The sequence below is a fragment of the Chromobacterium sp. Rain0013 genome, assembly GCF_015291765.1.
Lineage (GTDB): Bacteria > Pseudomonadota > Gammaproteobacteria > Burkholderiales > Chromobacteriaceae > Chromobacterium > Chromobacterium haemolyticum.
The window spans coordinates 838,642-861,606 of sequence record NZ_CP031514.1 but is presented as its reverse complement, the minus strand read 5'-3'; the positions used below and the strand labels follow the sequence as shown (position 1 = coordinate 861,606).

Below are 22,965 nucleotides of genomic sequence, written 5' to 3'. Positions count from 1 at the left end.
TAGTGTCCGTAATGCCTCATACGGAACAAAGCCATGGACGCAAAACAACTGGACAGCCCGCTGGCGCTCGCCGCCGGCGCGATGCTCGCCTGGATGATTCATTGCAATAGTTTGCTGGCCGCGCACAGCGGCCCGCTGCAAGCCTCGTGGCTGGCGCACGGCCTGGGCGCGCTGACCGCGTTGGTGCTATGGCGCGCGACGACGCGATCGAATCCTGCGCCGGCCTCCTGCCGCCCGCCGCCTCGCTGGGCCTATCTGGGCGGCCTGCCCGGCGCGCTGACGGTGGCGCTGGCCGCTGTCGCGGTCAATAGCCCATTGGCGCTGGCCGGCACCCTGGCCTTGGCCATCGCCGGCCAATTGCTGTTCAGCCTGCTGTGCGAACGCTGCGGCTTTCTCGTCGCGCGGCGCGCGTTGACCCGCCACGACGCGCACGCCGCCTTGCTAGTGCTGAGCGGTTGCGCCGTCCTGATCTCCGCCATCTGAAGGAGGCGACATGACCGCTTACATCCTGCTGGCCCTGCTCAACGGCGTTTGCATCGGCGCCAGCCGCGCCGTCAACGGCCGCATGGCCCAAGAACGCGGCGCTTTCGCCGCCTCCTGGTGGAACCATCTGATAGGCTTCCTGCTGCTTAGCGCGCTGCTGCCGATCCTAAGCGGCGCGCCCGTCGGCGGCCTGGCCAACGCGCCGGCCAGCGCCTATCTGGGCGGGGCGCTAGGCGCGCTGTTCGTCGCCGTCAACAGCCACGTGCTGACGCGGCTGGGCATGATGAAAACCACCTTGCTGGTGATAACCGGTCAAATGCTGACCGGCATCTTGCTAGACCGCCTGACCGGCCTTGAGCGCCCGGCGCTGACCCAGTTGCTGGGCGCTGCGCTGCTTCTGGCCGGGTTGTGGCTAGCCAGACGTCCACGCACCGGCGCGCGCGCCTGAACCGACGCCGAGAATCGCCGCGCAATGCTTGCTATGCTGAAAGTCCACCCCGCGCGGCTAAAAAACCATGGTTCCACCCCAAGACCCTCATCCCGAACGCCAGCTGTACCGCGACGCGGACGGCCGCTATTGCGCGCGGCTGGGCGGCTATCAATTCAGCAGCGTGTTCCAGCCTCTGTTCTACCGCAGCGGCGGCGTGTTCGGCTATGAAGCGCTGCTGCGCGTGCGCACGCAAGACGGCCAGACGCCGCCCCCCGACGCCTTTTTGTCCGGGTTGCCGCCGGAATTGGCGCTGGAAGCCGACCAACTGGCCCGGCTGATCCACATCCGCAACTTCGCACAAAGCGGCCAGTCCGGCTGTCTGAGCCTGAACCTGTTGGCCCAGACAGCGGTGGTGGACAACCACGGCCGCAGTCACCTTCCCCTGCTGCAAGGTCTGCTGGACTCCTTGGAACTGGACAGTGCTGGCGTGATTTTCGAGCTGCCGGAATACGAGGTGGAGCACCACGGCCAACCATTGATCAACAGCCTGCGCCTGACCGCAGAGGCAGGCTTCGGCCTGTCGGTGGACGACTTTGGCGCAGTGGCCGCGCGTCACGGCAAGGTCAAATTGCTGTGCCCGGACCTGATCAAGATCGACCGCAGCCTGCTGCTGGACTATATGTCCGGCGAACGCCACCGGCTGCCGGTGCTGCTGGAACTGGGCTGGCAGATAGGCTGCCGCATGGCGGTGGAAGGCATTGAGAGCCGGGAACAACATCTGGCCATGCAGGAGCTGGGCGTAGAGCTCTACCAGGGCTTCTATCTGGGCAAACCGGCCGAGTTGCCGGTGACCTGCCAGCTGTGACCGGCGCGGTCCAGCCCCAGGCTGGCCAACGCCAAAGCGGCCAGAGCCGCGCCCAGCCAAACCGGCGCGCGCAGGCTCCAGCCGGCGTCCAGCAGCGCGCCGCCGCCCCAGGATCCCAACATCAAGCCCAGGTTGACCACCGACATGTGCAAGCTGTTCACCATAGGTCCGCTGCCGCCGGCGCGCACTACCCGCGCCACCATCGCCGGATTCATCGGCAAACCAGCCTGGCCCAACAGCAGTACGCAAGCCGCTGCGGCAGCCCGCCATTGCGCCAACAACGCCAGCGCCACCAAAGCCGCCAACAACGTCAGCAAACCAACGCGCAGCACCCAGCGGGTATGACGATCCGCCCACCTGCCGCTGCATAAATTGCCCGCCACTGTCGCCAGCCCATAACCGGCGAACAGCCACGGCAACGTCGTGGCGTCGAAGCCGCTGATCTGGGTAAACAAGGGCGCCAGGTAGGTGAAGGCGGCGAATACCGCGCCTATGATCAGACCGCTGCTCAGATAAGCCGCCCACAAACTGCCACGCGCCAGCCGTCGGCCTTCTTCGCCCAGGCTCAGGGCGCGCGGCGCGGAGCCGGACGGCGTCAGCGCGGCAATGCCCGCCGCGGCCAGCACCACCATCATCGCCACGAACCAAAAGCTCAAGCGCCAGCCCCAGTGCTGATCTACCCAGGCAGCCAGCGGCAAGCCGGCCACCGAAGCCAGCATCAAGCCGTTGAGCACCAGCGCGGCGGCGCGCGCCACCCGATGTTCGCCCACCAACTCCGCCGCCAAGGCCAGCGCCACGCCGAAAAAGGCCGATTGCGCCACGCCGCAGATCAGCCGCGACCACAGCATTTGTTGGTAATCTCCGGCCAACGCCCCCAAAACCTGGCCAGCCAGGAACAAGAGCAACAGACCAATGAGGCTGTGCTTGCGCCGCGCCGCGCGCAGCAGCCAAGTCAGCACCGGCCCGCCCAGCACGACACTGGCGGCGAAGGCCGACACCAGATTGCCCACCGCCGGCAAGCCGACGCCCAAGGCCACCGCCAGCGACGGCATCATCCCCGCCACCATGAACTCCGACGTCGCCATCGCAAAAATGCATAAACCCAGCAGATACACCGTTGCCGGCATCGCCGCCTCGCCGTTTTTGCCCGCCATTCCTCTTCTCCCGTATCGCCATTGAATAAAGGCTTATGCTAGATTTCTTGGCGAAACGGAAAAATAGTCTTTAATTCCTTAGATAACGGAAAAATTTTCTGTAATAGCGAGGTTTGCATGGAGAAAATGAGCGGCATCGAGCTGTTTGCCCACATCGCGCAGCAAGGTAGCCTGGTGGCAGCCGGACGGCAATTGGGCATTTCCGCCTCAGCCGCCGGCAAGGGGCTGGCGCGGCTGGAGGCACGATTGGGTGCCCGCCTGGTTCAGCGAAGCACGCGGCGGCTGACCCTGACCACGGCCGGGGAACAATACTTGCAACGATGCCTGCGCATTCTGGATGAAGTGGAAGCCGCCGAACGCGAGCTGCAACAGGGTCAGGCCGCTCCCCGCGGCCGGCTGAAAGTCGGTCTGCCGCACGAATGCGGGGTGCTGGCCCCGCATCTGGCAAGCTTCATGCAAAGCTACCCGGAAATTGAGCTGGATCTGGACTATAACGACCGCCTGGTGGATGTGATAGGCGAAGGCTTCGATGTAGTGATCCGCGGCGGCGAGCCCGGCGATTCACGCTTGAGCGCTCGCCGGCTGGGCGCTTATCGCATGCGGCTGGTGGCCGCGCCGGCCTACTTCGCCCGCTGCGGCGAGCCTGCGTCGCCGGCAGATCTGGCGCGACACCGCTGCCTGCATTATCGCTACCCTCGCAGCGGCAAGCTGGCGCCGTGGCCGCTGAGCGGCGTCGATGCCCAGACTTTGCCGGTCAACGCCTGCGGCAACACAGGCGACGCGCTGATCCAGTTGGCCGAACAAGGCGCCGGCATCGCCTGCTTGCCGGACTTCACCGTGCGCCGCCAACTGGCGGAAGGACGGTTGCAAGCGCTGCCGGAAGCCTGGGCGGAACGCCGCGGCACCCTCTACCTGCTATGGCCCAGCGCACCCTATTTGCCTCCGCGGCTGCGCGCCTTCATCGACTTCTTTGCCGAGCGCGGCTTCCCCGGGGGCTGAGAGCGTGTTCAAAGTCTCGCGAGCAAGGGCGGGACAAGGCGAAAACGAGCGAAAAAGCGGAGTGTACGAAGGGTACATGAGCATTTTGAGCTTGTACTCACCGTGCAGCGCTTCACAAAGCGCAGCAGACTTTGAACAAGCTCTGAGAGGCTCATGGCGCCGACACCAGCCGGTCCGCCATTGCCTTGATCGCCCTCATCTGCACCCCGCTCTTCCAGGCGAAATTCACGCCGGTGTAGCCAAACCAGTCCCAGCAGCCGTTCGGGTTGCCGGGCGGCATCGCCGTGGTTTGGGGGTACAGCACGATGATGCGGTTGTTGTCCGCCCACTCGTTGTAGCCGGCATGAGCATAATAGGCGTCGCCGACGGCGCCGGCGTACTGCCGGCAACCGTGCAGCGCCACATGCACCTTGCAGGCCTCGCCCTCGGCGCAGACGCGCGGCACATAGAAATAGCCCTCGTCCGCCAAGCTGCTGCCTGGCGGCGCGTACGGCTTCTGGTCGAAAACCGTCACTTGGCTGCTCAATTGGGCAGCGCGCGGCTGCAAGGGGCCGTAAATCTGCTTTAGGATCGCGCCCGCCTGATCGTAGCCTTCGCCCTTCCAGTCGCAATGGTTGACATAAGGCGACTTGGTTTCGCCGCAGTCATTGCCGTAAGTGGGCGTAATCTGGGCATGGCCGGCCGGCAGGCCGCGCGGATATTCAATGCGCGCCGCCGGCACCCCCAGCTTGCGGAAATAGCTCTCAGCGCTGTCCACCACCGCCGTCTTCACGGTGTTGTCCTGACTGCCGCTGAACAGATAGACGCGACGCTTGGCCAAATTGGACAAGGGATCGATCTGCCCGCTCAGCGCGAACTGCTGGGTCGCCAATACCAGGCCGCCCACCGCCGGCGGCGGTCCGCTCATGCAGGCCGGCGCGCCCGCCAGCGTGCCCTTGGAACAATAATAGGGCCCGCCCGCCACCACGCCGACGCCGCGCACCGAGGCGGAAAACGCCACCTGGTACTGCACCGCCATGAAGGCCCCGGACGACAGGCCGGATACCGACGACTGCCGAGCGTCGCCGCGATACGCCGGCAGTGGCTCCGCCGCCGCAACCATCTGCGCCAACGTCAACGCCAGCGCCCCTCCCCACCACCAGCCCAGTTTCAACATAAGTCCCCCTTTCGCGCGAAGCCCGCGCTCCGCCTGGATTATGGCGCTGCCCGCCGGCAAAAATCACCCCAATGTCATGTTTAGTCGGCAAATCGGTCAGTCTTTTTCCTGCCCCCAAGTCCTTTTACGGCCACCGGCGCTGTCCCGTGCCGCCGCTATTCCGTACTATTCCTGTTTTATCAATGACAAGAAGAACGGCATGCTACCGCTTCCCGCGCCCTCCATCGCCGGCCTGCGCACCTCGCTGCTAATCGGCCTGACGCTAATGCTCGTCGCCTGCAAAGCCGAGCCGCCGCCACCCGCCACGAGACTTGACACGGCCAGTTCACCGACCGCCGCCGGCCAGGTGCGCCGCTTGAGCGCCTTGCCGGCCGGCGTCGAACTGCGTGGCAAGCTAAGCGCCGCCTACGGCTGGACGGACAACGTCGGCGAAAACCTGTTGGTGCTGGCGGAGCAACAGGAAGCCCGCGGCGCCGACGGCACCCAAAACGCGACGCTCTACGCCGCGCAATATGTGCTGGGCCAAGACAGGCCGCGAAGGCTGTGGATGCTCAGCGACGGAGTAACGCGTTGCGAGTTCGACGCCAGCGCGGCCTTCGATCTAGACGCCATCGGCTTTCCGGACCTCAACCGCGACGGCGCCTTGGAAACCATTGTCGGCTATCGCAGCGCCTGCGCCAGCGACGTCAGCCCCAATGACTACAAGCTGATCCTTCATGTGGGCAAAACCAAGTACGGACTGCGCGGTCTGGACCGCCAAGGCGTGCGCTGGCTGGACCCGGACAGCGGCCACTTGACCGGCCTTCCGCTACCCGACGACTGCAGCCCGCAGGGCCAACGGGCGCTGCAAGCCAAAGGTTGGGAAAAAGACTTCGAACCGCCCTACTTGCCCGGCTGCTACACCGACGAGAACGACTTCACCGCAGCGCCGCCGGCCTTTGCCCGTCACATGCGCCAACAGTGGTTCACACTCATGCGCCAACAGGAAGAAAGCTGGCTCAAACAACAACATGAATGAGCTCAAGGCAGGCTCTGGTGCCGCTGACCATTCGATATACATATTGATAATTCTTGCTGAAATAAAATCGGAGCCATCACACACGCGTATCCTAAGGATTTCCATGGCCTCCGATTTTTCCCTCCCACGGCGCGGCGTCCTTCGCTTATGGCTGAGCCCTGCCCTTGAGCGCCTGCGCCGCGCCTAAGCAAAATACCGACGCCTCCGTCGCACCCACAGACTAGCAATCTGCCCACTTTGCGCACACCCAAGGGTCGTTAACACGTGTGGCCAGCAGAGGCTGCATCATGCTGTTCAAGGCCGACGCGCCCATGATGACCAAAGTGTTGGCTAATCCCCTCCTGGCCAACAACGCCGCTGTACGCGACAAACAGACCTACGCCGCCGGTTTCGACACCTTCCGCCTGGGCTACTTCAGCTCACGCCATCTGCCGGCTCGGCTGGCACAGCAACACCCAACACAACGCTAAGCCGCGCGGGGGGCGCTGGGCGCCAACCCGCAATCCCCTCCCCTATCACCGCTGCCTCCCGACGCCCGCGTCCCTGCATTCTCTTGACTCTCACTATGGCCCCCGGTGTCAGCACGCACTCGCACGACCAGTAATTTATTGCAGTAAATAATAAATGTTATTCATTTTAAAATTTACAATCATGGCAATCGATGCCTTTGTTTTGATAGTTTTGTAAATTTCCATACCCGCCAAAAACCAGGCAAATCCACCTCACGCCACCCCGGTCCGGAACGCAAAAAACCCCAGGGGCGCCACCACGCCATCCTGGGGTTGAATTAAGAACCGCTAACAAAACCTCGCAGAAAAACTGCGCCAAGGCACGCCGACGCGCAGCAAATCGTAAAGAGGTTCCAAGTCGCAGAGCGAACGACTCAATTAAGACTCAGGCCAGTACCCAATTTTCGAGACGCCGCGCTTCTATCCACACTCCCGCCTCCCACTCCCCAAATCATGACAAAAGCAAGTATTGACTGGCCTCACTCAACGGCGTTTGCCATGTTTATTCCGACAATTCGCGTTTCAACCAGCCTGATTAATGACGGCTTCAATGCGGTAGCCATCCGGGTCCACAACGAAGGCCGCGAAATAATGACTCCCATAATGGGGCCGTAAGCCCGGCGCGCCGTTGCAGCGTCCGCCGTGCAGAAGGGCCGCCGCATGAAACGCGCGGACCTGCTCGGGTGTGCCGGCGGCAAAAGCCAGATGAAATCCATCTCCGGGGAGCACGAGCTCCGGCACCCATTTGAGAGACAACTTGTCACCCCCACCTGCTTTGCCGTATCCCACGGCCGTGTCGTGCTCAAACACCCGGACGTAGCCCAGAGGGGCTAGTGCCGCATCGTAAAAAGCGCCGGAGCGACCCAAATCGTGAACGCCGAAAGAGATGTGGTGGAGCATGTTTTTTTCCAATCGATGAAGTTCATATCAATGGCGAGGCAAGCTACCCAGATCGGCCATACCGCGCGTCATGCGGATTGTCATGCCTCTCCATACGGCTCAAAGCCCCACCCACGGCCAAAGCAAAGGCCGCCCGAAGGCGGCCTGTTCTCATGCGGCAGGGTATAACGTCAAGACCACCCCAGCCCGGCCAATTCCTCCGCGCTCAGATGCCGCCATTCGCCCTGCGGCAGTTCACCCAGCTCAACGCTGCCCAAGCTGATGCGATGCAACTGTTCCACGCGGTTGCTGGCCGCCGCCACCATGCGTTTGACCTGGTGGTACTTGCCCTGAGTGATGGTCAGCAGGATCACGTGGCTGTCCAGCTGTTCAATGCTGTCGGCGGCAAACTCCTCTCCTTCATCATTCAGGTAGACCCCGCTTTGCAGCTTGGCGATGAACTCCTCGCTGGCCGCGTGCTTCAGCGTGACCTGGTAACACTTGGGAACCTGCTTCTTTGGAGAGCTGAGCGCATGCACAAACTGGCCGTCGTTGGTCAGCAAGATCAGACCGGTGGTGTCCACGTCCAGCCGGCCCACCGCAGTGATGCCCAGATTGCCGAACTGATACGGCAGCAGCCGGTAGATGCCGGGATTATGCTGCGGCTTGTGCGAGGTTTCGTAATTGGGCGGTTTGTGAAACAGCAGGTAGAGCGGGCCGCTCACCACGTCCCAGGGTTTGTCGTCCACCACCAATTGCCGGATCTCGGCCAATTCCACCTGCTGGCGGTAGTTGTCGACGATCTCGCCGTTGAGTTCGACCAGGCCGTACTCAATCAGCTGCTTGCATTCCTTGCGGCCGCCAAAGCCTTGTTGTTGCAGTAGTCGGTAAAGTTCCATCACCGGATGGTAGCACACCGCCCCTGGCGCGCCCTCCGCCGTCAGGACACCAGCGGTTGCGCCGGGTCCGCCACGCACACCCGGTCGCGCCCCTCTTTCTTGGCCCGATACAAGGCCGCGTCGGCGGCAGACACCACGCTGTCGGCATCCGTGCCGTGCAATGGACACAGGGCCAACCCCACCGACAAGGTGACGCGGATGTCGTGGCCGCCGGCTGCGATGGGCAAGGCGCGCACATCGCGGCACAGCTGCTGCGCCTTGACGTGGGCATCGTCCAGCGACGCGCCGGGCAGCAAGATGAAAAACTCTTCGCCGCCGTAGCGGCAGACAATGTCGCCGCTACGGAAAGCGTCGCTCAGATGCGCCGCCAGCGTCGTCAACACCGCGTCCCCGCACTGATGGCCGTACTGATCGTTGATATGCTTGAAATGATCCGCATCGACCATCAACACCGCAACATCGCGATGCACCGCCAGCATATGGCTGAGGACGCGCGGCAAAATGTCGTCCAGATGGCGGCGGTTGAACAGGCCGGTCAGCGGATCGCGCAGCGTCTGCTCTCGCAAGCCTTGTTGCAGCAGTTCTATTTCGTTCAGATTCTGGCGCAGCGCCTGATTGGCTTGCAGCAAATCCTGCTCCAGCCGTTTGCGCTCGCTAATATCTTTGATGCCGTTGATCACGAACCAGCCGTCGTCGGCGCGAACCACGGAACAGGAAATCAGCGCCCAGAACTCCCGGCCGTCCGCGGCGCGCAACCGTACTTCCCGATCCCGCACGCAGCCGCCTACGCGCAGCAGCGAGGACACGCGCTCGCGCTCGGCCGGGTCCACGTAGAAGTCCTGCACCTTCAGCGGCTTTCCGGGCGCAAGGCGCTCGCGGAACAGCTCCTCGGCGCGGACATTGGCGTAAATCAGTTCGCCTCCTTGCAAACGGTTCATCGCCAACGGAAACGGCGCGGCGTCCGCCATCAGCCTCAAGCGCGCCTCGCTGTCCGCCAAATCCCGGGTTCTGGCGCGGACCTTGCCCTCCAGCTGGCGGTTGACAACTCGCAGCCTGGCCTCGGTGCGGCGCAGATCCACCGCCAACGCGCCAAACACCAGTAGGGTGGAGGTCTGGATCAGCATCAGCATGCTGAGGGTCAGCAAAGCCTGCTGCCCCCCGTGACCGAAAGCGCCGCGGCCAAACACCGCGCCAACCAAGGCCAGCAGCAAAATGCCCAGCGACAAACCATGCGCCAGCCGCAGCCGCTGACGGAACGCGAACCATAGCAAGGGCAGGCTGAAACAATAAGGCAGCGCGGCGTATCGCCCGGTGCTGTCGTCTATGCCCAACATGGCCAATCCGGCGGCCAGCAAGGTCATCCAGGCGATCAGACCATCCAGCGTGTTGAGGCCGGCCTGGCCTTCGCCGGCTCCCGCGCGTCTAAACAGCAGCAGACTAGGCGCCAGACTGAAAATACCGGCCAAGTCCCCCAGCCACCAGGCGATAAAGTGGCGACCCAGCGGCAATAAGGGCTGCGGCTGGCCATGCAGCAGAGCCACCGTGCCGCCCATGGCGGCGATGGCGGCGGCCAGCGCCGCGCCGGCGATGAAGGCCAACACATAAGACAGGCTGCGCAAGGGCAAGCGCCGGCCGCAGCGGTAGCGCACCAGCAAAGCGCCCAGCAAGCTGCCCACCGTGTTGGCGCCGGCAATCAACAAGGCGTCCGCCAGCGGCAGCTGGCGCGACGTCAGGCTGAACAGCAAGGAGCCCGCAGCCAGCCCCACGCCGTAGCGCTGCCCGCCGCGCAAGGCAACCGCCATGGCCAGGCCGGCCGGAAACCAGGCTGGCGTCAGCCAGGTTTCCGCGTCCATGAAACCCGCCATCAATAGCCGCGCCAAGCCCCAATAGGCCGCGGCGACGCCAAACTGACGCCACGCGGCCGCCAGGAAACCCGCGGCGGAACGCCTCCATCGCTGCATGCATGTCTCCACCTTCTCTGCGCGCAGCCGCGGCGGCTGGCGGACGCAGGAGGACTTCTGCCGATCACAAGCCGGCTGTGAGAACCTGTTTACGATCTGCTGCGCATCGTGAGACGCCCCATGGTGAGCGAAATGCTCATGTACCACGCATGCATCCCACTTTCACAGCCGTTTTCGCCTTAGCTCGCGAGACCGTCAACACATTCTGAGCGCGGCCGATGTTCCAGACCGCGCCCGGAATGGGACGCGAGACGGGAAACGCCGCTTTTTAGTCAATATAGATATTCCTATACGATTCCACCGTCATTTATTGGCTTGCCAATTGCGAGCGCGCGACAGCCGGCGCGCTATCTTGCTGATTCACATCGCGATTGAAGAAATGATACTTATCATCTAAAACGGAATCACCGCTTCGTCATTGCGTTGCGCCACCCCGTAGTCGAACAGGAAGGTCAACGATGCGCTACAGCTCAACTCACAAGACCGAAACCCGTCAACGGATCCTGACCATGGCCTCGCTGCGCTTTCGCGCTGAAGGCGTGGCCAATGTCGGCATCGCCAATCTGATGGCGGATCTGGGACTGACCCATGGCGGCTTTTACGCCCACTTCCACAGCAAGGACGACCTAGTGGCGCAATCCTGTCGCCAGGCATTGCTGGATATGAACGAGATTTGGCAGGCTCAATTGGAACAGGCGCCGCGCGGCGCCGGGCTGAAACGGCTTGCCAAGGATTATTTGAGCGCGGCGCACAGGGATTTTCCCGACTCCGGCTGCGCCGCCGCCGCGCTGGCCGGGGAGTTGGCTCGCCACGACAAAGCCACCCGCCAGGCGTTTTCCGAGGGCTTGCAGGCCTTGCTGCACACCTTGCGCCAAGCGCAACAATGCGACACGGCGGCCGGAGCGCGGCCGGCGCTGGCGCCCGAAGCCTGCCTGGCACTGATGGTGGGCGCCTTGCTGCTGTCTCGCGCCATCTCGGACGAAGCGCTCTCCGACCGGTTGCTGAAAAGCGCATCGGCTGCGTTGGCCTTGCAAGCCGGGGGTTAAAGTCTCGCGAGCCAGGGCGAGATCGTGAACAGACTCTAAGAAAGCGGAGCGCACACACGGTACATGAGCATTTCGAAGCGGTACTCACCGTGAGCCGTCTCACGACGCGCGGCAGCGCGTGAACAGGTTATTAGACGATGTCGAGGTGGTCTATGCCTTCCAGCGGGTCACGCGACTTGGAGCCCTCGCTGTAAAGCTTGATCTTCAGCCTCAGGTCGTTAATGGAGTCGGCGTTGCGCAGGGCGTCCTCGTAGCTGATCAGATCCGCTTCGTACAACTCGAACAAGGACTGATCGAAGGTTTGCATGCCGTTCTCGCGCGAGCGGCCCATCACTTCCTTCAGGCCGGCGATTTCGCCCTTGAAGATCATGTCGGACACCAGCGGGCTGTTGAGCAGAATTTCCACCGCCGCCACCCTGCCGCGGCCGCTTTTGATCGGCACCAGCCGCTGAGAGATGATGGAGCGCATATTCAGCGACAAATCCATCAACACCTGTTGATGGCGCTCTTCGGGGAAGAAGTTGAGAATGCGGTCCAGCGCCTGGTTGGCGTTGTTGGCATGCAGCGTGGCCAGGCACAAATGGCCGGTTTCGGCGAACTGCAACCCGTAACCCATGGTTTCGCGATCGCGAATCTCGCCCATCAGAATCACGTCCGGCGCCTGGCGCAAGGTGTTCTTCAAGGCGATGTCCCAATCATCGGTGTCCACGCCCACCTCGCGCTGGGTGATGATGGACTTCTTGTGCTGGTGCACGTATTCGATCGGATCTTCGATGGTGATGATGTGATCGTGGTTATGGCTGTTGCGCCAGTCCACCAGCGCGGCCAGCGAGGTGGATTTGCCTGAACCGGTGCCGCCGACGAAGATCACCAGGCCGCGCTTGATCAGCGCGATGTCGCGCAGCACCAGCGGCAGGTTGAGCTGGTCGAAGGTGGGGATTTCAGTGTTGATCTTGCGCAATACCATGCCGGCATGGCCCTGCTGCACATAGGCGCTAACGCGGAAACGCCCCAGACCCGGCGGGTTGATCGCAAAGTTCGCCTCCTTCTTGGATTCGAACTCCTCGGTCTGCCGGTCGTTCATCACCGCGCGCACCAGTTCCTTGGTGTGCTGGGCGGACAGAGGCTGCGGCGCCACCGGAGTGATCTTGCCGTCTATCTTCATCGCCGGCGGGAAATCGGCGGCGATGAAAACGTCGGAGGCGTTCTTGCCGGTGGCGTGCTTCAGCAGATCCAGTATGAACTTGGAAGCCTGGTCTTTTTCCATGATGAGGTCCCGCGGGTCGCCATTTAAGTGTAGAGCAGCGCCCGCTCAGAATTGATCCTTGTTGGCGGCCTTTTGCCTGGCGTCCGCCGGCGACACCATATTGCGCCGCACCAGCTCCTGCAGGCACTGGTCCAGCGTCTGCATCCCATGCTGCTGGCCGGTCTGGATCATGGAGTTGATTTGAGCAATCTTGTTCTCGCGGATCAGGTTGCGGATCGCCGGGGTGCCCAGCATGATTTCATGCGCCGCCACCCGCCCGCTGCCGTCCTTGGTTTTGAGCAGGGTCTGGGCGATCACCGCGCGCACCGACTCGGACAGCATGGAGCGCACCATCTCCTTTTCCCCGGCCGGGAACACGTCGACGATGCGGTCTATGGTCTTGGCCGCGGAACTGGTGTGCAGGGTGCCGAACACCAGGTGGCCGGTTTCCGCCGCGGTCAAAGCCAGGCGTATGGTTTCCAGATCGCGCAGTTCGCCCACCAGGATCACATCCGGGTCTTCCCGCAAGGCGGACTTCAAGGCATTGGCGAAGCTGTGTGTCTGCAAACCCAGTTCACGCTGGTTGATCAGGCACTTCTTGCTGTCGTGGACAAACTCGATCGGGTCCTCGACAGTCAGGATGTGGGAGAAGTGGTTGTCGTTGATGAAATCTATCATCGCCGCCAGCGTAGTGGATTTGCCGGAGCCGGTGGGGCCGGTCACCAGCACCAGCCCGCGCGGAAAGGCGGCGATTTCCTGGAAGATCTTGGGCGCGCCCAGCTGTTCCAGCGATAACACCTTGGACGGAATCACCCGAAACACCGCGCCCATGCCGCGGTTCTGTATGAATGAGTTGACGCGGAAACGGGCGATGCCGGGCAGATCGAAGGAAAAGTCGCACTCGAAGGTGTCTTCGAAGATTTTGCGCTGGTAATCGTTCATGATGTCGTACACCATGTCGTGCACGTCATGGTGGTCCATCGGCGGCAGGTTGATGCGACGGATGTCGCCGTTCACCCGGATCATCGGCGGCAGCCCGGCGGACAAGTGCAGGTCGGACGCCTTGTTCTTGACCGTAAAGGCCAAGAGCTCCGAAATTTCCATAATATAATCTCCACGATGACTGCGACGCCGCCATGGTTTCAGCCGCCAGGCGACCACTTAACATAAAGTACCGCCGCGCGCCGGCAACGCGTCCAAACAAGACGCCGGCCCACTTTCGGCATTTCCGGCTCTGGCGCTGATTGTAAGCTCAACTCAGCCATTTGGGATATCGCCGTCACCCCATATTATTAACGATGCGCGGCCATGCTGCTTTGTAGAAACCCCAACAAACCGCACCGCCGGCTGCACACAACTTCTCGACGCCATGACAGACTCCATCTCCCAACCCTTGCAGCAAGTCCGCCAGCGCCTGGCGGACGCGGAACACGCCGCCGGCCGGCCGGCGGGAACGGTGCGCCTGCTGGCCGTCAGCAAGACCTTTCCCGCAGCGGACATCGAGCAAGCCTATCTTGCCGGCCAGCGCGCCTTTGGTGAAAACTACGTACAGGAATTGCAGCAGAAGGCCGAGGCGCTGGCCGGTCTGGAGATTGAATGGCACTTCATCGGCCCGTTGCAATCCAATAAAACCCGCGCGGTGGCGGAATTGGCCCACTGGGCCCATTCGGTGGATCGGCTGAAAATTGCAGAACGGCTGTCCGCGCAGCGGCCAGACGCACTACCGCCTCTGAACGTGTGCATTCAGGTCAACGTGTCCGGCGAGGCGAGCAAAAGCGGCTGCGCGCCGGAACAGGCGCTGGAACTGGCGCGCGCGGTGGCGGCCTTGCCGCGCCTGACCCTGCGCGGTCTGATGTGCATCCCGGAGCCTACCGAGGACGCGGCGCGACTGGCGTCTCAGTTCGCCCTGTTGCGCCAATTGCGCGAACAACTGAACTCAGAAGGGCTGACGCTGGACACCTTGTCCATGGGCATGTCCGCCGACATGGCCGTCGCCATCGCTGAGGGCGCCACCATGGTGCGGGTGGGCACCGCCATTTTCGGCGCGCGCCATTATCATTGAATGACATCGGCTTGAAACAGCAGACGTTCAGACCGGTTTATTAAGGAAAGATCATGCGGATTACCTTCATCGGCGGCGGCAATATGGCCAACGCCATCATCGCCGGCCTGATCAAGCAGGCGGCGCATCGCATCCATGTGGTGGACCCGGACGCGGGCAAGGTGGAGCGGCTGCGTCAGGAATACGACGTCAGCGGCGGCGCGGCGCTGCCGGACGCCTTCGACATTGGCGACATCGTGGTTCTGGCGGTCAAACCGCAGCACCTTCGCGACCTGTGCCTGGAGCTGGAACCCAGACTCAACGGCGCGCTGGTCATCTCCATCGCCGCCGGCATCCGCCTGGACGCGCTGTGCCGCTGGCTTGGCAGCAAGCGCGTGGTGCGGGTAATGCCCAACACCCCGGCGATGATAGGCAAGGGCGTGTCCGGCCTGTTCGCATCGGTGGGCGTCAGCGAAGACGACCGCCAGGACGCCAACACCGTCATGCAGGCGGCGGGCATCACGCTCTGGCTGCAAAACGAGCAACGCATCGACGACATTACCGCTGTTTCGGGCAGCGGCCCGGCCTATGTGTTTTACTTCATCGAAAGCATGATAGAGGCGGCCCAACAGACCGGCTTCTCCGAAGCCGAGGCGCGCCGATTGGTGCTGGCCACCTTTGAAGGCGCGGTGGAGCTGGCCAAGCAAAGCCCGCTGCCGGTCAGCGCACTGCGCACCAATGTGATGTCCAAGGGCGGCACCACCGAGCGCGCCATCGCCCGCTTTGAGGCGGAAGGCGTCAAACAAGCCATCATCGCCGGCATGCTGGACTGCCGCGACCGCTCCATCGAAATGGGCCAACAACTCAGCCAGGACTAAGCCACATCATGTTCTTCGACACTTTGCGCTTTCTGATCCACACCCTTTCCGGCCTGTTCGTGCTGGTGCTGCTGCTGCGCTTCTACCTGCAAGTGGCGCGCGCGCCGTTCAAACATCCGCTGTGCCAGTTCGTGATGGCCGCCACCAACTTCGCGGTGCTGCCCATGCGCAAGCTGGTGCCGGCAATGCGCGGCTACGACAGCGCCACCATGCTGTTGGCCTGGCTGATTTCACTGCTGGCCAATGTGCTGGTCACCCTGCTGAGTTCAGTGCCGGAAGTCTTCACCTTTCCGCAGGTGTGGGTGGCCTTGTCTTTGCTGTCGCTGCTGGAAGTGTTCAAACAGTCGCTGACCCTATTGATGGGCAGCGTCATCGTGCAGGCCGTGCTCAGCTGGGTCAGCCCCTACAACCCGCTGATGCCGGTGCTGGATGCGCTGACCCGGCCCTTCCTGCGCCCGTTCCGCAAGGCCAATATCGGCGGCGTGGACCTGTCGCCGCTCGTGCTGTTCCTGATCATCCAGGTGATTTTGATGCTGCCGGTTCGCATGCTTGAAACAAGCTTCTTGACCCAACTCAAGGTAGTACTGTAGCAATTCAGGTTATTTGTCATATTTTTTCGCGGCCGTGCTTTACGGCCGTTCATCTGACAACCGATTTGCATCACCACACAGGAGACTTCCAATGAAAAAAGCCTTGCTCGCCGCCGCCCTGATGAGCGCTGTCGCCGCACCCGCCTTCGCCAATATGCAGCTGGCGCAAAAGTACAGCTGCACCGCCTGTCACGCGGTGGACAAGAAGATCGTCGGCCCGGCTTATAAGGACGTGGCCAAGAAATACGCCGGCCAGAAAGGCGCGGAAGCCATGCTGATGGCCAAGGTCAAGAACGGCGGCTCCGGCGTATGGGGCCCGGTGCCGATGACCCCGCATCCGAATATCCCGGACGCGGACCTGCGCGCGCTGGCCAAGTGGGTGTTGTCGCTGAAATAATTCATCCAGACATTGCAGATCCGGCACGCCGCGCGGCGCGCCGGCCCACGGAAAAAGGCGGCGGATTGCCGCCTTTGAACTGTCCGGGACATTTTATGTCCTAGCCTGTTGCGCCAATACCCTTTTAACGATGTCTCAGGCTTGTTACCGGAGTAAAACAACGCTATACCGATTGTCAGCAACAGGGAGTTAATATCACCTAAGCGCCTAAGACAGTTGCAGAAATAGCGGGGCGCCGGTAATCTTCTCCGCCTGTTGCCAACTCTATGCTGGAAGCACCAAATATGGCCAAACTAACCGAACAGGATATCCTCAACTGGACCGGCGACGATTACATGAACGCCGACCATCTTGAGTTTTTCAAAGACCGGTTGTTGCAGATGCAGCAGGAGTTGCTCTCTAACGCAAATGCGACCGCCAACCACCTGCAAGAGCAGGAAGCCACACCGGATCCGGCCGACCGCGCCACGCTGGAAGAGGAATACGCGCTGGAACTGCGCACCCGCGACCGCGAGCGCAAGCTGCTGCAGAAGATCCAGGCCTCGCTGCGCCAGATCGAAGACGGCTCTTACGGCTTCTGCGAAGATACCGGCGAGCCGATCGGCCTGCGCCGCCTGATGGCCCGCCCCACCGCCACATTGTCGGTGGAAGCCCAGGAGCGCCGCGAGCGCATGAAGCGTCAGTACGCCGACTGATTGTTCCGGCTCTCGCCCGCAAAACGCCCTGGCCGCAACCAGGGCGTTTTTCATGCCCGCGTTTCCTCTGTTCAACAAAAACAAGCAGATAAATCAACAGACGATAGCTTGCCTCTAATGATCGTCTAGTATGAATTTAGAGCATTAAAGCAGGCCGGCCGCTTGTCTAGCGTCGTCGAATCCGGTTATCTTGCTGCTATGCAAAAACTGAAATAGCAAGGGACACGCTTTATGCAACGCCAGACCGACGACGTCAGAATCCGCGAAATCAAGGAACTGCTGCCGCCCATCGCCCACCTGTACGAACTGCCAATCACCGAAGCCGCCTCGGAAGTGATCTACGCCACCCGCCGCGATATCTCCGCGCTGCTGCGCGGCGAAGACGACCGCCTGCTGGTGGTGATCGGCCCCTGCTCCATTCACGACACCGAAGCCGCCATCGAGTACGCCAAGAAACTGGCGCCGCTGCGCGACAAGCTGGCGGAAGAGCTGGTGGTGGTGATGCGCGTCTACTTTGAAAAACCTCGCACCACCGTCGGCTGGAAAGGCCTGATCAACGACCCGCTGTTGAACGAATCCTTCGACATCAACAGCGGCCTGCGCATCGCGCGCCGCCTGTTGCTGACCCTGAACGACATGGGGATGCCGGCTGCCACCGAATTCCTGGACATGATCACCCCGCAGTACTTCGCCGACCTGATCAGCTGGGGCGCCATCGGCGCGCGCACCACTGAAAGCCAGGTGCACCGCGAACTGGCCTCCGGCCTGTCCTGCCCGGTGGGCTTCAAGAACGGCACAGACGGCAATCTGAAGATCGCCGTGGACGCCATCCGCTCCTCCAGCGTGCCCCACCATTTCCTGTCCGTGACCAAGACAGGCCACTCCGCCATTGTCTCCACCGGCGGCAACCCGGATTGCCACGTGATCCTGCGCGGCGGCAAGGAGCCCAACTACTCGGCCGAGCATGTCAGCGCCGCGGCGGCGGAACTGGTCTCCGTGGGCCTGCCGCAAAAACTGATGGTGGATTTCAGCCACGCCAACAGCCGCAAGGACTACCGTCGCCAGATGGAAGTGGCCGACGACATCGCCGGCCAATTGGCCGCCGGCAACGCCAACATCTTTGGCGTGATGGTGGAAAGCCACTTGGTGGAAGGCCGCCAGGACCTGAAACCGGGCTGCGAGCTGACCTACGGTCAGAGCGTCACCGATGCCTGCATCGGCTGGGACGACACCGAGAAACTGCTGACCACGCTGGCCGACGCGGTAAAGGCGCGCCGCGCGCGTCAAGACTGAGCCGGCGCCAAGCCGACTGCCTCGCGGCGGAGCATGCGCTCCGCCGTTTTCATTGGCTCAGCTGCTCGCCGGCCAAGCGGCCCAAGGTGGCGATGGCTCTCTCCAACGCCGGCGACCACGGCTGGCCGAAGTTCAGCCGCAGACAATGGCCGAAGCGCGGTTCGGCGGAAAACACCAGGCCCGGCGCGAAGCTGATGGATTCGGCCAACGCCCGCTCCAACAGGCGGCCCGTGTCCAGCCCTTCCGGACACTCCACCCACAACAGCAGGCCGCCCTGCGGCCGCCGCAGCCGCGTGCCCTTGGGAAAAGCCGCCAGCACCGCGTCGGCCAGCTGACGCATCTGCCGCGCCAACTGCCGCCGCAAACGCTCGGCGAAACGCGTGTAATCGCCGTTGGCCAACACATCCGCCAGCATGCCCTGATACAAGGCCGAGCTCACCAGGCTGCTGCTATTGCTTAGCCGCGCCAATGCCGCATGATGGCGGCCGCCGGACAGCCAGCCCAGACGGAAGGAAGGCGCGAAGCTTTTGGTGAAGGACGAGCAGTAAATCACTTCGCCGCGGCTGTCCCAGGCTTTCAGCGGCGTTGGATGCTGCTCGCCGAAGTAAAGCTCGCCGAACACATCGTCCTCGATGATGGTCAGGCCATGACGGTAAGCCAGCCGCAGCAATCGCTTCTTGGCTTCATCCGGCATCAGCGCGCCGGTGGGGTTCTGAAAATTGGTCACCGTTACCAGACAACGCGGCGCAGGTCCGTGGCGCAAAGCGAACTCCAGCGCCTCCAGCGACAGGCCGGCATCCGGCGTGCACGGGATTTCCAACGCCTTCAACCCCAGTGCTTCCAGGGTTTGCAATAGACCGAAGTACACCGGCGTCTCCACCGCCACCGTGTCGCCGGGCCGGGTCAGCAATCGCAGAGACAAACTGATCGCCTCCGTGATGCCGTGGGTGAACAGGATGGCGTCCGGCTCCAGCTCCAACTGCCACTGCGCCGCCAGTTCACACACCAGCCGATGCAGCCGGGCCTGCTCGCCGCGCGGCAAGTAGGCGCTTATCAGTTCCGGGCGCTGGTTCAGCGTCTGCTGCAGCCGACGCGCCAACGCCGCCGCCGGATACATGCTGCCATGCGCTTCCGCCATGTGCAGCTGGGTGCCGATGTCCAGGCCGGACCACTCGATCAATTGCGACATGCGGCTGTCCACCCGCACCAGGGTAGCGGCCGACGGCAGGCCGTCCACCTCGGCGCTCGCCTGCTGCGCGCGGCTGGGCAAGGCGGCGAAGAAGCCGGCGCGCGGGCGAGCGCTGACGCGTTGCCGACGCTCCAGATGACGGTAGGCCGCCAGCGCGGTCAAGACGTTGACCCCGTGTTCGGCGGCCAGGCGGCGCACCGAGGGCAAACGACTGCCGGGGGGATATTCACCGCTGTCCAATCCTTGCTCGACTTCGGCGGCGATGCGCAAATACAGGGAATCACTCATGGCTGTTATATAGAACAGATTGGGCGCAGCATAAACTGTTTACGCCGACTGTGGGAAGGCGCGGACCGGCGCTTGCGCTAGGCTGGGCGCTACTTTTCATTGCAAGAAAGCGCATCATGCCGTCCTCATTCTGGCGCGACCTGTCGCCCTCCGCCGCGCTGGCCGCGGTGCTGGCCCTCTTGGTAGGCTACTCCGGCCCCTTCCTCATCATCGTCCACGCCGCGCAGTCCGCCGGCCTGTCCCCGGCCCAGCTCGGGTCCTGGATCTGGGCGGTCTCCATCGGTTCCGGCGTAGCCGGCCTGTGGCTGTCCTGGCGCTGGAAAGCTCCGGTGATCACCGCCTGGAGCACCCCCGGCGCGGCGCTATTGCTGGCCGCCCTGCCCGGAGTGCCCTACGGCGAAGCGGTGGGCGCCTTCCTGGCCGCCGCCGCCATCGTCACCCTGCTGGGCGTCAGCGGCCTGTTCGACCGGCTGATGAAGGTCTTTCCCGCCGCGCTGGCGGCGGCGATGCTGGCCGGCATCCTGTTCCGCTTCGTCGCGGAACTGGCCAGCGCCGCTGGTCACGACCCGCTGCTGGTGGTCAGCATGGCCGCGCTGTTCTTCGTTGGCCGCCGCTTCTTCCCGCGTTACGCGCTGCCGGCCGCCATCCTGCTGGGGCTTGCGCTGGCGGCGGCTCAAGGTCTGTTCCAGGCGCTGCCGGCTCATGGCGGCGGCGGCGGTCCGCTGTTCACTCCGCCGCAGTGGTCGTGGAGCGCCTTCTTCAACCTGGCCCTGCCGCTGGCGCTGGTGGCGCTGACCGGCCAGTTCCTGCCCGGCATGGCCGTGCTGTCCTCCTCCGGCTACTCCATTCCGGCGCGCTCGCCGGTGTCGCTGCTGGGCGCGGTGTCGATGTTGACCGCCCCCTTCGGCGGCCACGGAGTGGTGCTGGCGGCAATCACCGCCGCCATCTGCACCGGGCCGGAAACCCATCCCGATCCTAAACGCCGTTACGTGGCCGGCGTGATCTGCGGCGCGCTCTATCTGGTGCTGGGCGTGGCCGGCGGCGCGCTGGCCAGCCTGATTCTGACCTTGCCCAAGGCGCTGGTGGCCACCGCCGCCGGCTTGGCGCTGTTCGGCACCCTGGCGTCCTCCCTGAGCGCTGCGCTAGCCGACGAAGGCCGTCGCGAGGCGGCCTTGATCACCTTCGTGGTGGCCGCCTCCGGCGTCAGCATCGCCGGCCTGGGCGCGCCGCTGTGGGCCTTGCTGGCCGGCGGCGCGGTGGCGCTGATCCTGCGCCCGGCCAAGCCCCGGCAGGCCGAAGCCGCCATCGTCCAGCGTGGTTGAACCGGCACTGGCAGCCCGGCGGCGGGCATGATAAGTTAAGGGACTGGATACAATATTCCGCGCGGCGACCGACCGGGCGGACCCTGCCCACCCTCGAGGAAACCATGTTCGCTGCCACCGTATACGCGCAACGCCGCGCCCGTCTGCAAGCGGCCGGCCTGTCCGGCCTGCTGTTGTTTGTCGGCAATGTCGATTCGCCGATGAACTACCACGACAACACCCTGCCCTTCGTCCAGGACTCCAGCTTCCGTTATTTCTTCGGCCTGAACGAGCCGGGCCTGGCCGGCGTCATCGACGCCGACAGCGGCGAAGCGACGCTGTTCGGCAACGACCCGGACGTGGCAGACATCGTCTGGACCGGCCCGCTGCCCAGCCTGGCCGAGCGCGCCGCGCTGGCCGGCCTGGACCGCAGCAACGCCTACGCCAACCTGGCCTCCACGGTAGCCGCCGCGCGCGCCGCCGGCCGCGCCGTGCATTACCTGGCGCCGTACCGCGGCGAGACCCTGATCGAAATGGGCCGCCTGCTGAACGTTCATCCGGCCCAGGTCAAGGAAGGCTTCTCCGCGCCGCTGACCCACGCCGTGGTGGCGCTGCGCGAGATCAAGGGAGACGAGGAAATCGCCGAAATGGAAGCGGCGCTGGCGGTGACCCGCGACATGCACATCGCCGCAATGCGCCACGCCAAACCCGGCGTGATGGAATACGAGGTAGTGGGCGAGATGGAAGGCATCATGCGCCGCCGCGACTGGCAACTGGCCTATCCATCCATCTTCTCGCGCCGCGGCGAAGTGCTGCACAACCATCACCACGACAACCGTCTGGAAAGCGGCGACTTGGCGCTGAACGACACCGGCTGTACCTCCGGCGGCGGCTACGCCAGCGACATCACCCGTACCTTCCCGGTGGGCGGTAAATTCAGTCCGCGCCAGCGCGAGTTGTACAACATTGTGCTGGACATGCAGCTGGCCGCCATTGAGGCGATGAAGCCGGGCGTACGCTATCTGGACGTGCATAAGCTGTCCGCGCGCCTGATGGTGGAAAGAATGAGCGCGCTGGGCTTCTTCCGCGGCGACGCCAACGATATCGTCGAATCCGGCGCTTACGCCATCGCCTTCCCGCATGGCCTCGGCCATCAGATCGGCATGGACGTGCACGATATGGAAGGGCTGGGCGAAGATCTGGTGGGCTACGGCGAAGACACCGAGCGCAGCCCGCTGTTCGGCCTTGGCTACCTGCGCTTGGGCAAGCCGCTGAAACAAGGCATGGTGGTGACGGTGGAGCCCGGCATGTACTTCATCCCAGCGCTGATCGAAGCCTGGGCCGCCGAAGGCCGCCACAGCCAGTACATCAACTACGACAAATTCCGCGAATACCGCGACTTCGGCGGCATCCGCATCGAAGACAATGTGCTGGTCACCGCCAACGGCAGCCGCGTGCTGGGCGCGCCGATTCCCAAAACGGTGGAGGAAATCGAAGCCGCGATGGCGGGTTGAGCCGGTCGCCACACGACTCCAAAGCCGCCCACGGGCGGCTTTTTCGCGTCCGGTCGCCTGCGCTCGCCCCCGCGTCGCATTCTGACCAGCCCCCTCCTGGGGCCGATGCTAGTCTCAGCCTTGCCTTGCGCTAG

Annotated in this window: 23 protein-coding genes; 15 read left to right on the top strand and 8 right to left on the bottom strand. The window is 63.4% G+C overall.

The window, feature by feature from the left end:
• The first annotated feature begins 33 nt into the window (after positions 1 to 33).
• The 3 genes from DXT74_RS04005 to DXT74_RS03995 all read left to right on the top strand — a co-directional run bounded on the left by DXT74_RS04005 (position 34) and on the right by DXT74_RS03995 (position 1,778).
• Complete coding sequence (locus DXT74_RS04005; protein ID WP_194427378.1) at positions 34 to 483, top strand: DMT family transporter; 450 nt, start codon at positions 34 to 36, stop codon at positions 481 to 483.
• 10 nt (positions 484 to 493) lie between these two features.
• Positions 494 to 931, top strand: coding sequence for a DMT family transporter (locus DXT74_RS04000; protein WP_043639339.1), 438 nt, complete (start codon positions 494 to 496; stop codon positions 929 to 931).
• A 67-nt stretch (positions 932 to 998) separates the two neighbouring features.
• Positions 999 to 1,778 carry an EAL domain-containing protein gene (locus DXT74_RS03995; RefSeq protein ID WP_194427377.1) on the top strand — a complete coding sequence of 260 codons (780 nt, stop codon included), beginning with the start codon at positions 999 to 1,001 and terminating at the stop codon, positions 1,776 to 1,778.
• Here the strand turns inward: DXT74_RS03995 and DXT74_RS03990 are convergent.
• On the bottom strand, positions 1,733 to 2,932 hold the full coding sequence (locus tag DXT74_RS03990) for an MFS transporter (RefSeq protein ID WP_231138266.1): 1,200 nt from the start codon (positions 2,930 to 2,932) through the stop codon (positions 1,733 to 1,735). The two genes, DXT74_RS03995 and DXT74_RS03990, sit on opposite strands and share 46 nt — an antisense overlap.
• 117 nt (positions 2,933 to 3,049) lie before the next feature.
• Between DXT74_RS03990 and DXT74_RS03985 the strand changes: the two genes are divergently transcribed.
• Complete coding sequence (locus DXT74_RS03985) at positions 3,050 to 3,931, top strand: LysR family transcriptional regulator (RefSeq protein ID WP_194427376.1); 882 nt, start codon at positions 3,050 to 3,052, stop codon at positions 3,929 to 3,931.
• A 151-nt stretch (positions 3,932 to 4,082) separates the two neighbouring features.
• Here the strand turns inward: DXT74_RS03985 and DXT74_RS03980 are convergent, their stop codons facing one another.
• Complete coding sequence (locus DXT74_RS03980; RefSeq protein ID WP_194427375.1) at positions 4,083 to 5,087, bottom strand: PHB depolymerase family esterase; 1,005 nt, start codon at positions 5,085 to 5,087, stop codon at positions 4,083 to 4,085.
• 199 nt (positions 5,088 to 5,286) lie between these two features.
• Between DXT74_RS03980 and DXT74_RS03975 the strand changes: the two genes are divergently transcribed.
• Both DXT74_RS03975 and DXT74_RS03970 read left to right on the top strand, forming a co-directional pair.
• Positions 5,287 to 6,105 (top strand): M949_RS01915 family surface polysaccharide biosynthesis protein, encoded by an 819-nt coding sequence (locus DXT74_RS03975; protein WP_194427374.1) that lies wholly within the window; start codon positions 5,287 to 5,289, stop codon positions 6,103 to 6,105.
• A 287-nt stretch (positions 6,106 to 6,392) separates the two neighbouring features.
• Positions 6,393 to 6,575, top strand: coding sequence for a hypothetical protein (locus DXT74_RS03970; RefSeq protein WP_194427373.1), 183 nt, complete (start codon positions 6,393 to 6,395; stop codon positions 6,573 to 6,575).
• A 561-nt stretch (positions 6,576 to 7,136) separates the two neighbouring features.
• Here the strand turns inward: DXT74_RS03970 and DXT74_RS03965 are convergent.
• The 3 genes from DXT74_RS03965 to DXT74_RS03955 all read right to left on the bottom strand — a co-directional run bounded on the left by DXT74_RS03965 (position 7,137) and on the right by DXT74_RS03955 (position 10,353).
• Entirely contained in the window at positions 7,137 to 7,514 is a 378-nt protein-coding gene (locus DXT74_RS03965; RefSeq protein ID WP_043639320.1) for a VOC family protein, read from the bottom strand.
• 170 nt (positions 7,515 to 7,684) lie between these two features.
• Positions 7,685 to 8,392, bottom strand: coding sequence for a pseudouridine synthase (locus DXT74_RS03960; RefSeq protein ID WP_114153138.1), 708 nt, complete (start codon positions 8,390 to 8,392; stop codon positions 7,685 to 7,687).
• Positions 8,393 to 8,433: 41 nt separating this feature from the next.
• Positions 8,434 to 10,353: a diguanylate cyclase gene (locus tag DXT74_RS03955; RefSeq protein ID WP_052370646.1), complete on the bottom strand. Its 1,920-nt coding sequence runs from the start codon at positions 10,351 to 10,353 to the stop codon at positions 8,434 to 8,436.
• 458 nt (positions 10,354 to 10,811) lie between these two features.
• Here DXT74_RS03955 and DXT74_RS03950 point away from each other — a divergent pair, with 458 nt between their 5' ends.
• Positions 10,812 to 11,399 carry a TetR/AcrR family transcriptional regulator gene (locus DXT74_RS03950; RefSeq protein ID WP_043639315.1) on the top strand — a complete coding sequence of 196 codons (588 nt, stop codon included), beginning with the start codon at positions 10,812 to 10,814 and terminating at the stop codon, positions 11,397 to 11,399.
• 130 nt (positions 11,400 to 11,529) lie between these two features.
• Here the strand turns inward: DXT74_RS03950 and DXT74_RS03945 are convergent, their stop codons facing one another.
• Both DXT74_RS03945 and DXT74_RS03940 read right to left on the bottom strand, forming a co-directional pair.
• Positions 11,530 to 12,666, bottom strand: coding sequence for a PilT/PilU family type 4a pilus ATPase (locus tag DXT74_RS03945; RefSeq protein ID WP_043639312.1), 1,137 nt, complete (start codon positions 12,664 to 12,666; stop codon positions 11,530 to 11,532).
• Between the two features lie 45 nt (positions 12,667 to 12,711).
• Complete coding sequence (locus DXT74_RS03940) at positions 12,712 to 13,749, bottom strand: type IV pilus twitching motility protein PilT (protein WP_043639309.1); 1,038 nt, start codon at positions 13,747 to 13,749, stop codon at positions 12,712 to 12,714.
• Between the two features lie 265 nt (positions 13,750 to 14,014).
• Between DXT74_RS03940 and DXT74_RS03935 the strand changes: the two genes are divergently transcribed.
• The 6 genes from DXT74_RS03935 to aroG all read left to right on the top strand — a co-directional run bounded on the left by DXT74_RS03935 (position 14,015) and on the right by aroG (position 18,539).
• Positions 14,015 to 14,707 carry a YggS family pyridoxal phosphate-dependent enzyme gene (locus DXT74_RS03935; RefSeq protein ID WP_194427372.1) on the top strand — a complete coding sequence of 231 codons (693 nt, stop codon included), beginning with the start codon at positions 14,015 to 14,017 and terminating at the stop codon, positions 14,705 to 14,707.
• Positions 14,708 to 14,760: 53 nt separating this feature from the next.
• Positions 14,761 to 15,564 (top strand): pyrroline-5-carboxylate reductase, encoded by an 804-nt coding sequence (gene proC / locus DXT74_RS03930; protein ID WP_043639303.1) that lies wholly within the window; start codon positions 14,761 to 14,763, stop codon positions 15,562 to 15,564.
• Positions 15,565 to 15,572: 8 nt separating this feature from the next.
• Positions 15,573 to 16,154 carry a YggT family protein gene (locus DXT74_RS03925; RefSeq protein ID WP_043589318.1) on the top strand — a complete coding sequence of 194 codons (582 nt, stop codon included), beginning with the start codon at positions 15,573 to 15,575 and terminating at the stop codon, positions 16,152 to 16,154.
• Positions 16,155 to 16,245: 91 nt separating this feature from the next.
• A complete protein-coding gene (locus tag DXT74_RS03920; protein ID WP_019102525.1) occupies positions 16,246 to 16,551 on the top strand; it encodes a c-type cytochrome in 306 nt (101 codons plus the stop codon).
• Positions 16,552 to 16,835: 284 nt separating this feature from the next.
• On the top strand, positions 16,836 to 17,246 hold the full coding sequence (dksA, locus tag DXT74_RS03915) for an RNA polymerase-binding protein DksA (RefSeq protein ID WP_019102526.1): 411 nt from the start codon (positions 16,836 to 16,838) through the stop codon (positions 17,244 to 17,246).
• Between the two features lie 231 nt (positions 17,247 to 17,477).
• A complete protein-coding gene (aroG, locus tag DXT74_RS03910; protein ID WP_019102527.1) occupies positions 17,478 to 18,539 on the top strand; it encodes a 3-deoxy-7-phosphoheptulonate synthase AroG in 1,062 nt (353 codons plus the stop codon).
• Positions 18,540 to 18,588: 49 nt separating this feature from the next.
• Here aroG and DXT74_RS03905 read toward each other — a convergent pair whose 3' ends face one another.
• Positions 18,589 to 20,016 (bottom strand): PLP-dependent aminotransferase family protein, encoded by a 1,428-nt coding sequence (locus tag DXT74_RS03905; protein WP_194427371.1) that lies wholly within the window; start codon positions 20,014 to 20,016, stop codon positions 18,589 to 18,591.
• A gap of 116 nt (positions 20,017 to 20,132) precedes the next feature.
• Here DXT74_RS03905 and DXT74_RS03900 point away from each other — a divergent pair, with 116 nt between their 5' ends.
• Together DXT74_RS03900 and DXT74_RS03895 are read left to right on the top strand one after the other, a co-directional pair.
• Positions 20,133 to 21,338: a benzoate/H(+) symporter BenE family transporter gene (locus DXT74_RS03900; protein ID WP_194427370.1), complete on the top strand. Its 1,206-nt coding sequence runs from the start codon at positions 20,133 to 20,135 to the stop codon at positions 21,336 to 21,338.
• Between the two features lie 104 nt (positions 21,339 to 21,442).
• Positions 21,443 to 22,831, top strand: a complete 1,389-nt coding sequence (locus tag DXT74_RS03895) for an aminopeptidase P family protein (RefSeq protein WP_043639295.1) — start codon at positions 21,443 to 21,445, stop codon at positions 22,829 to 22,831.
• The last annotated feature ends 134 nt before the right edge of the window (positions 22,832 to 22,965 follow it).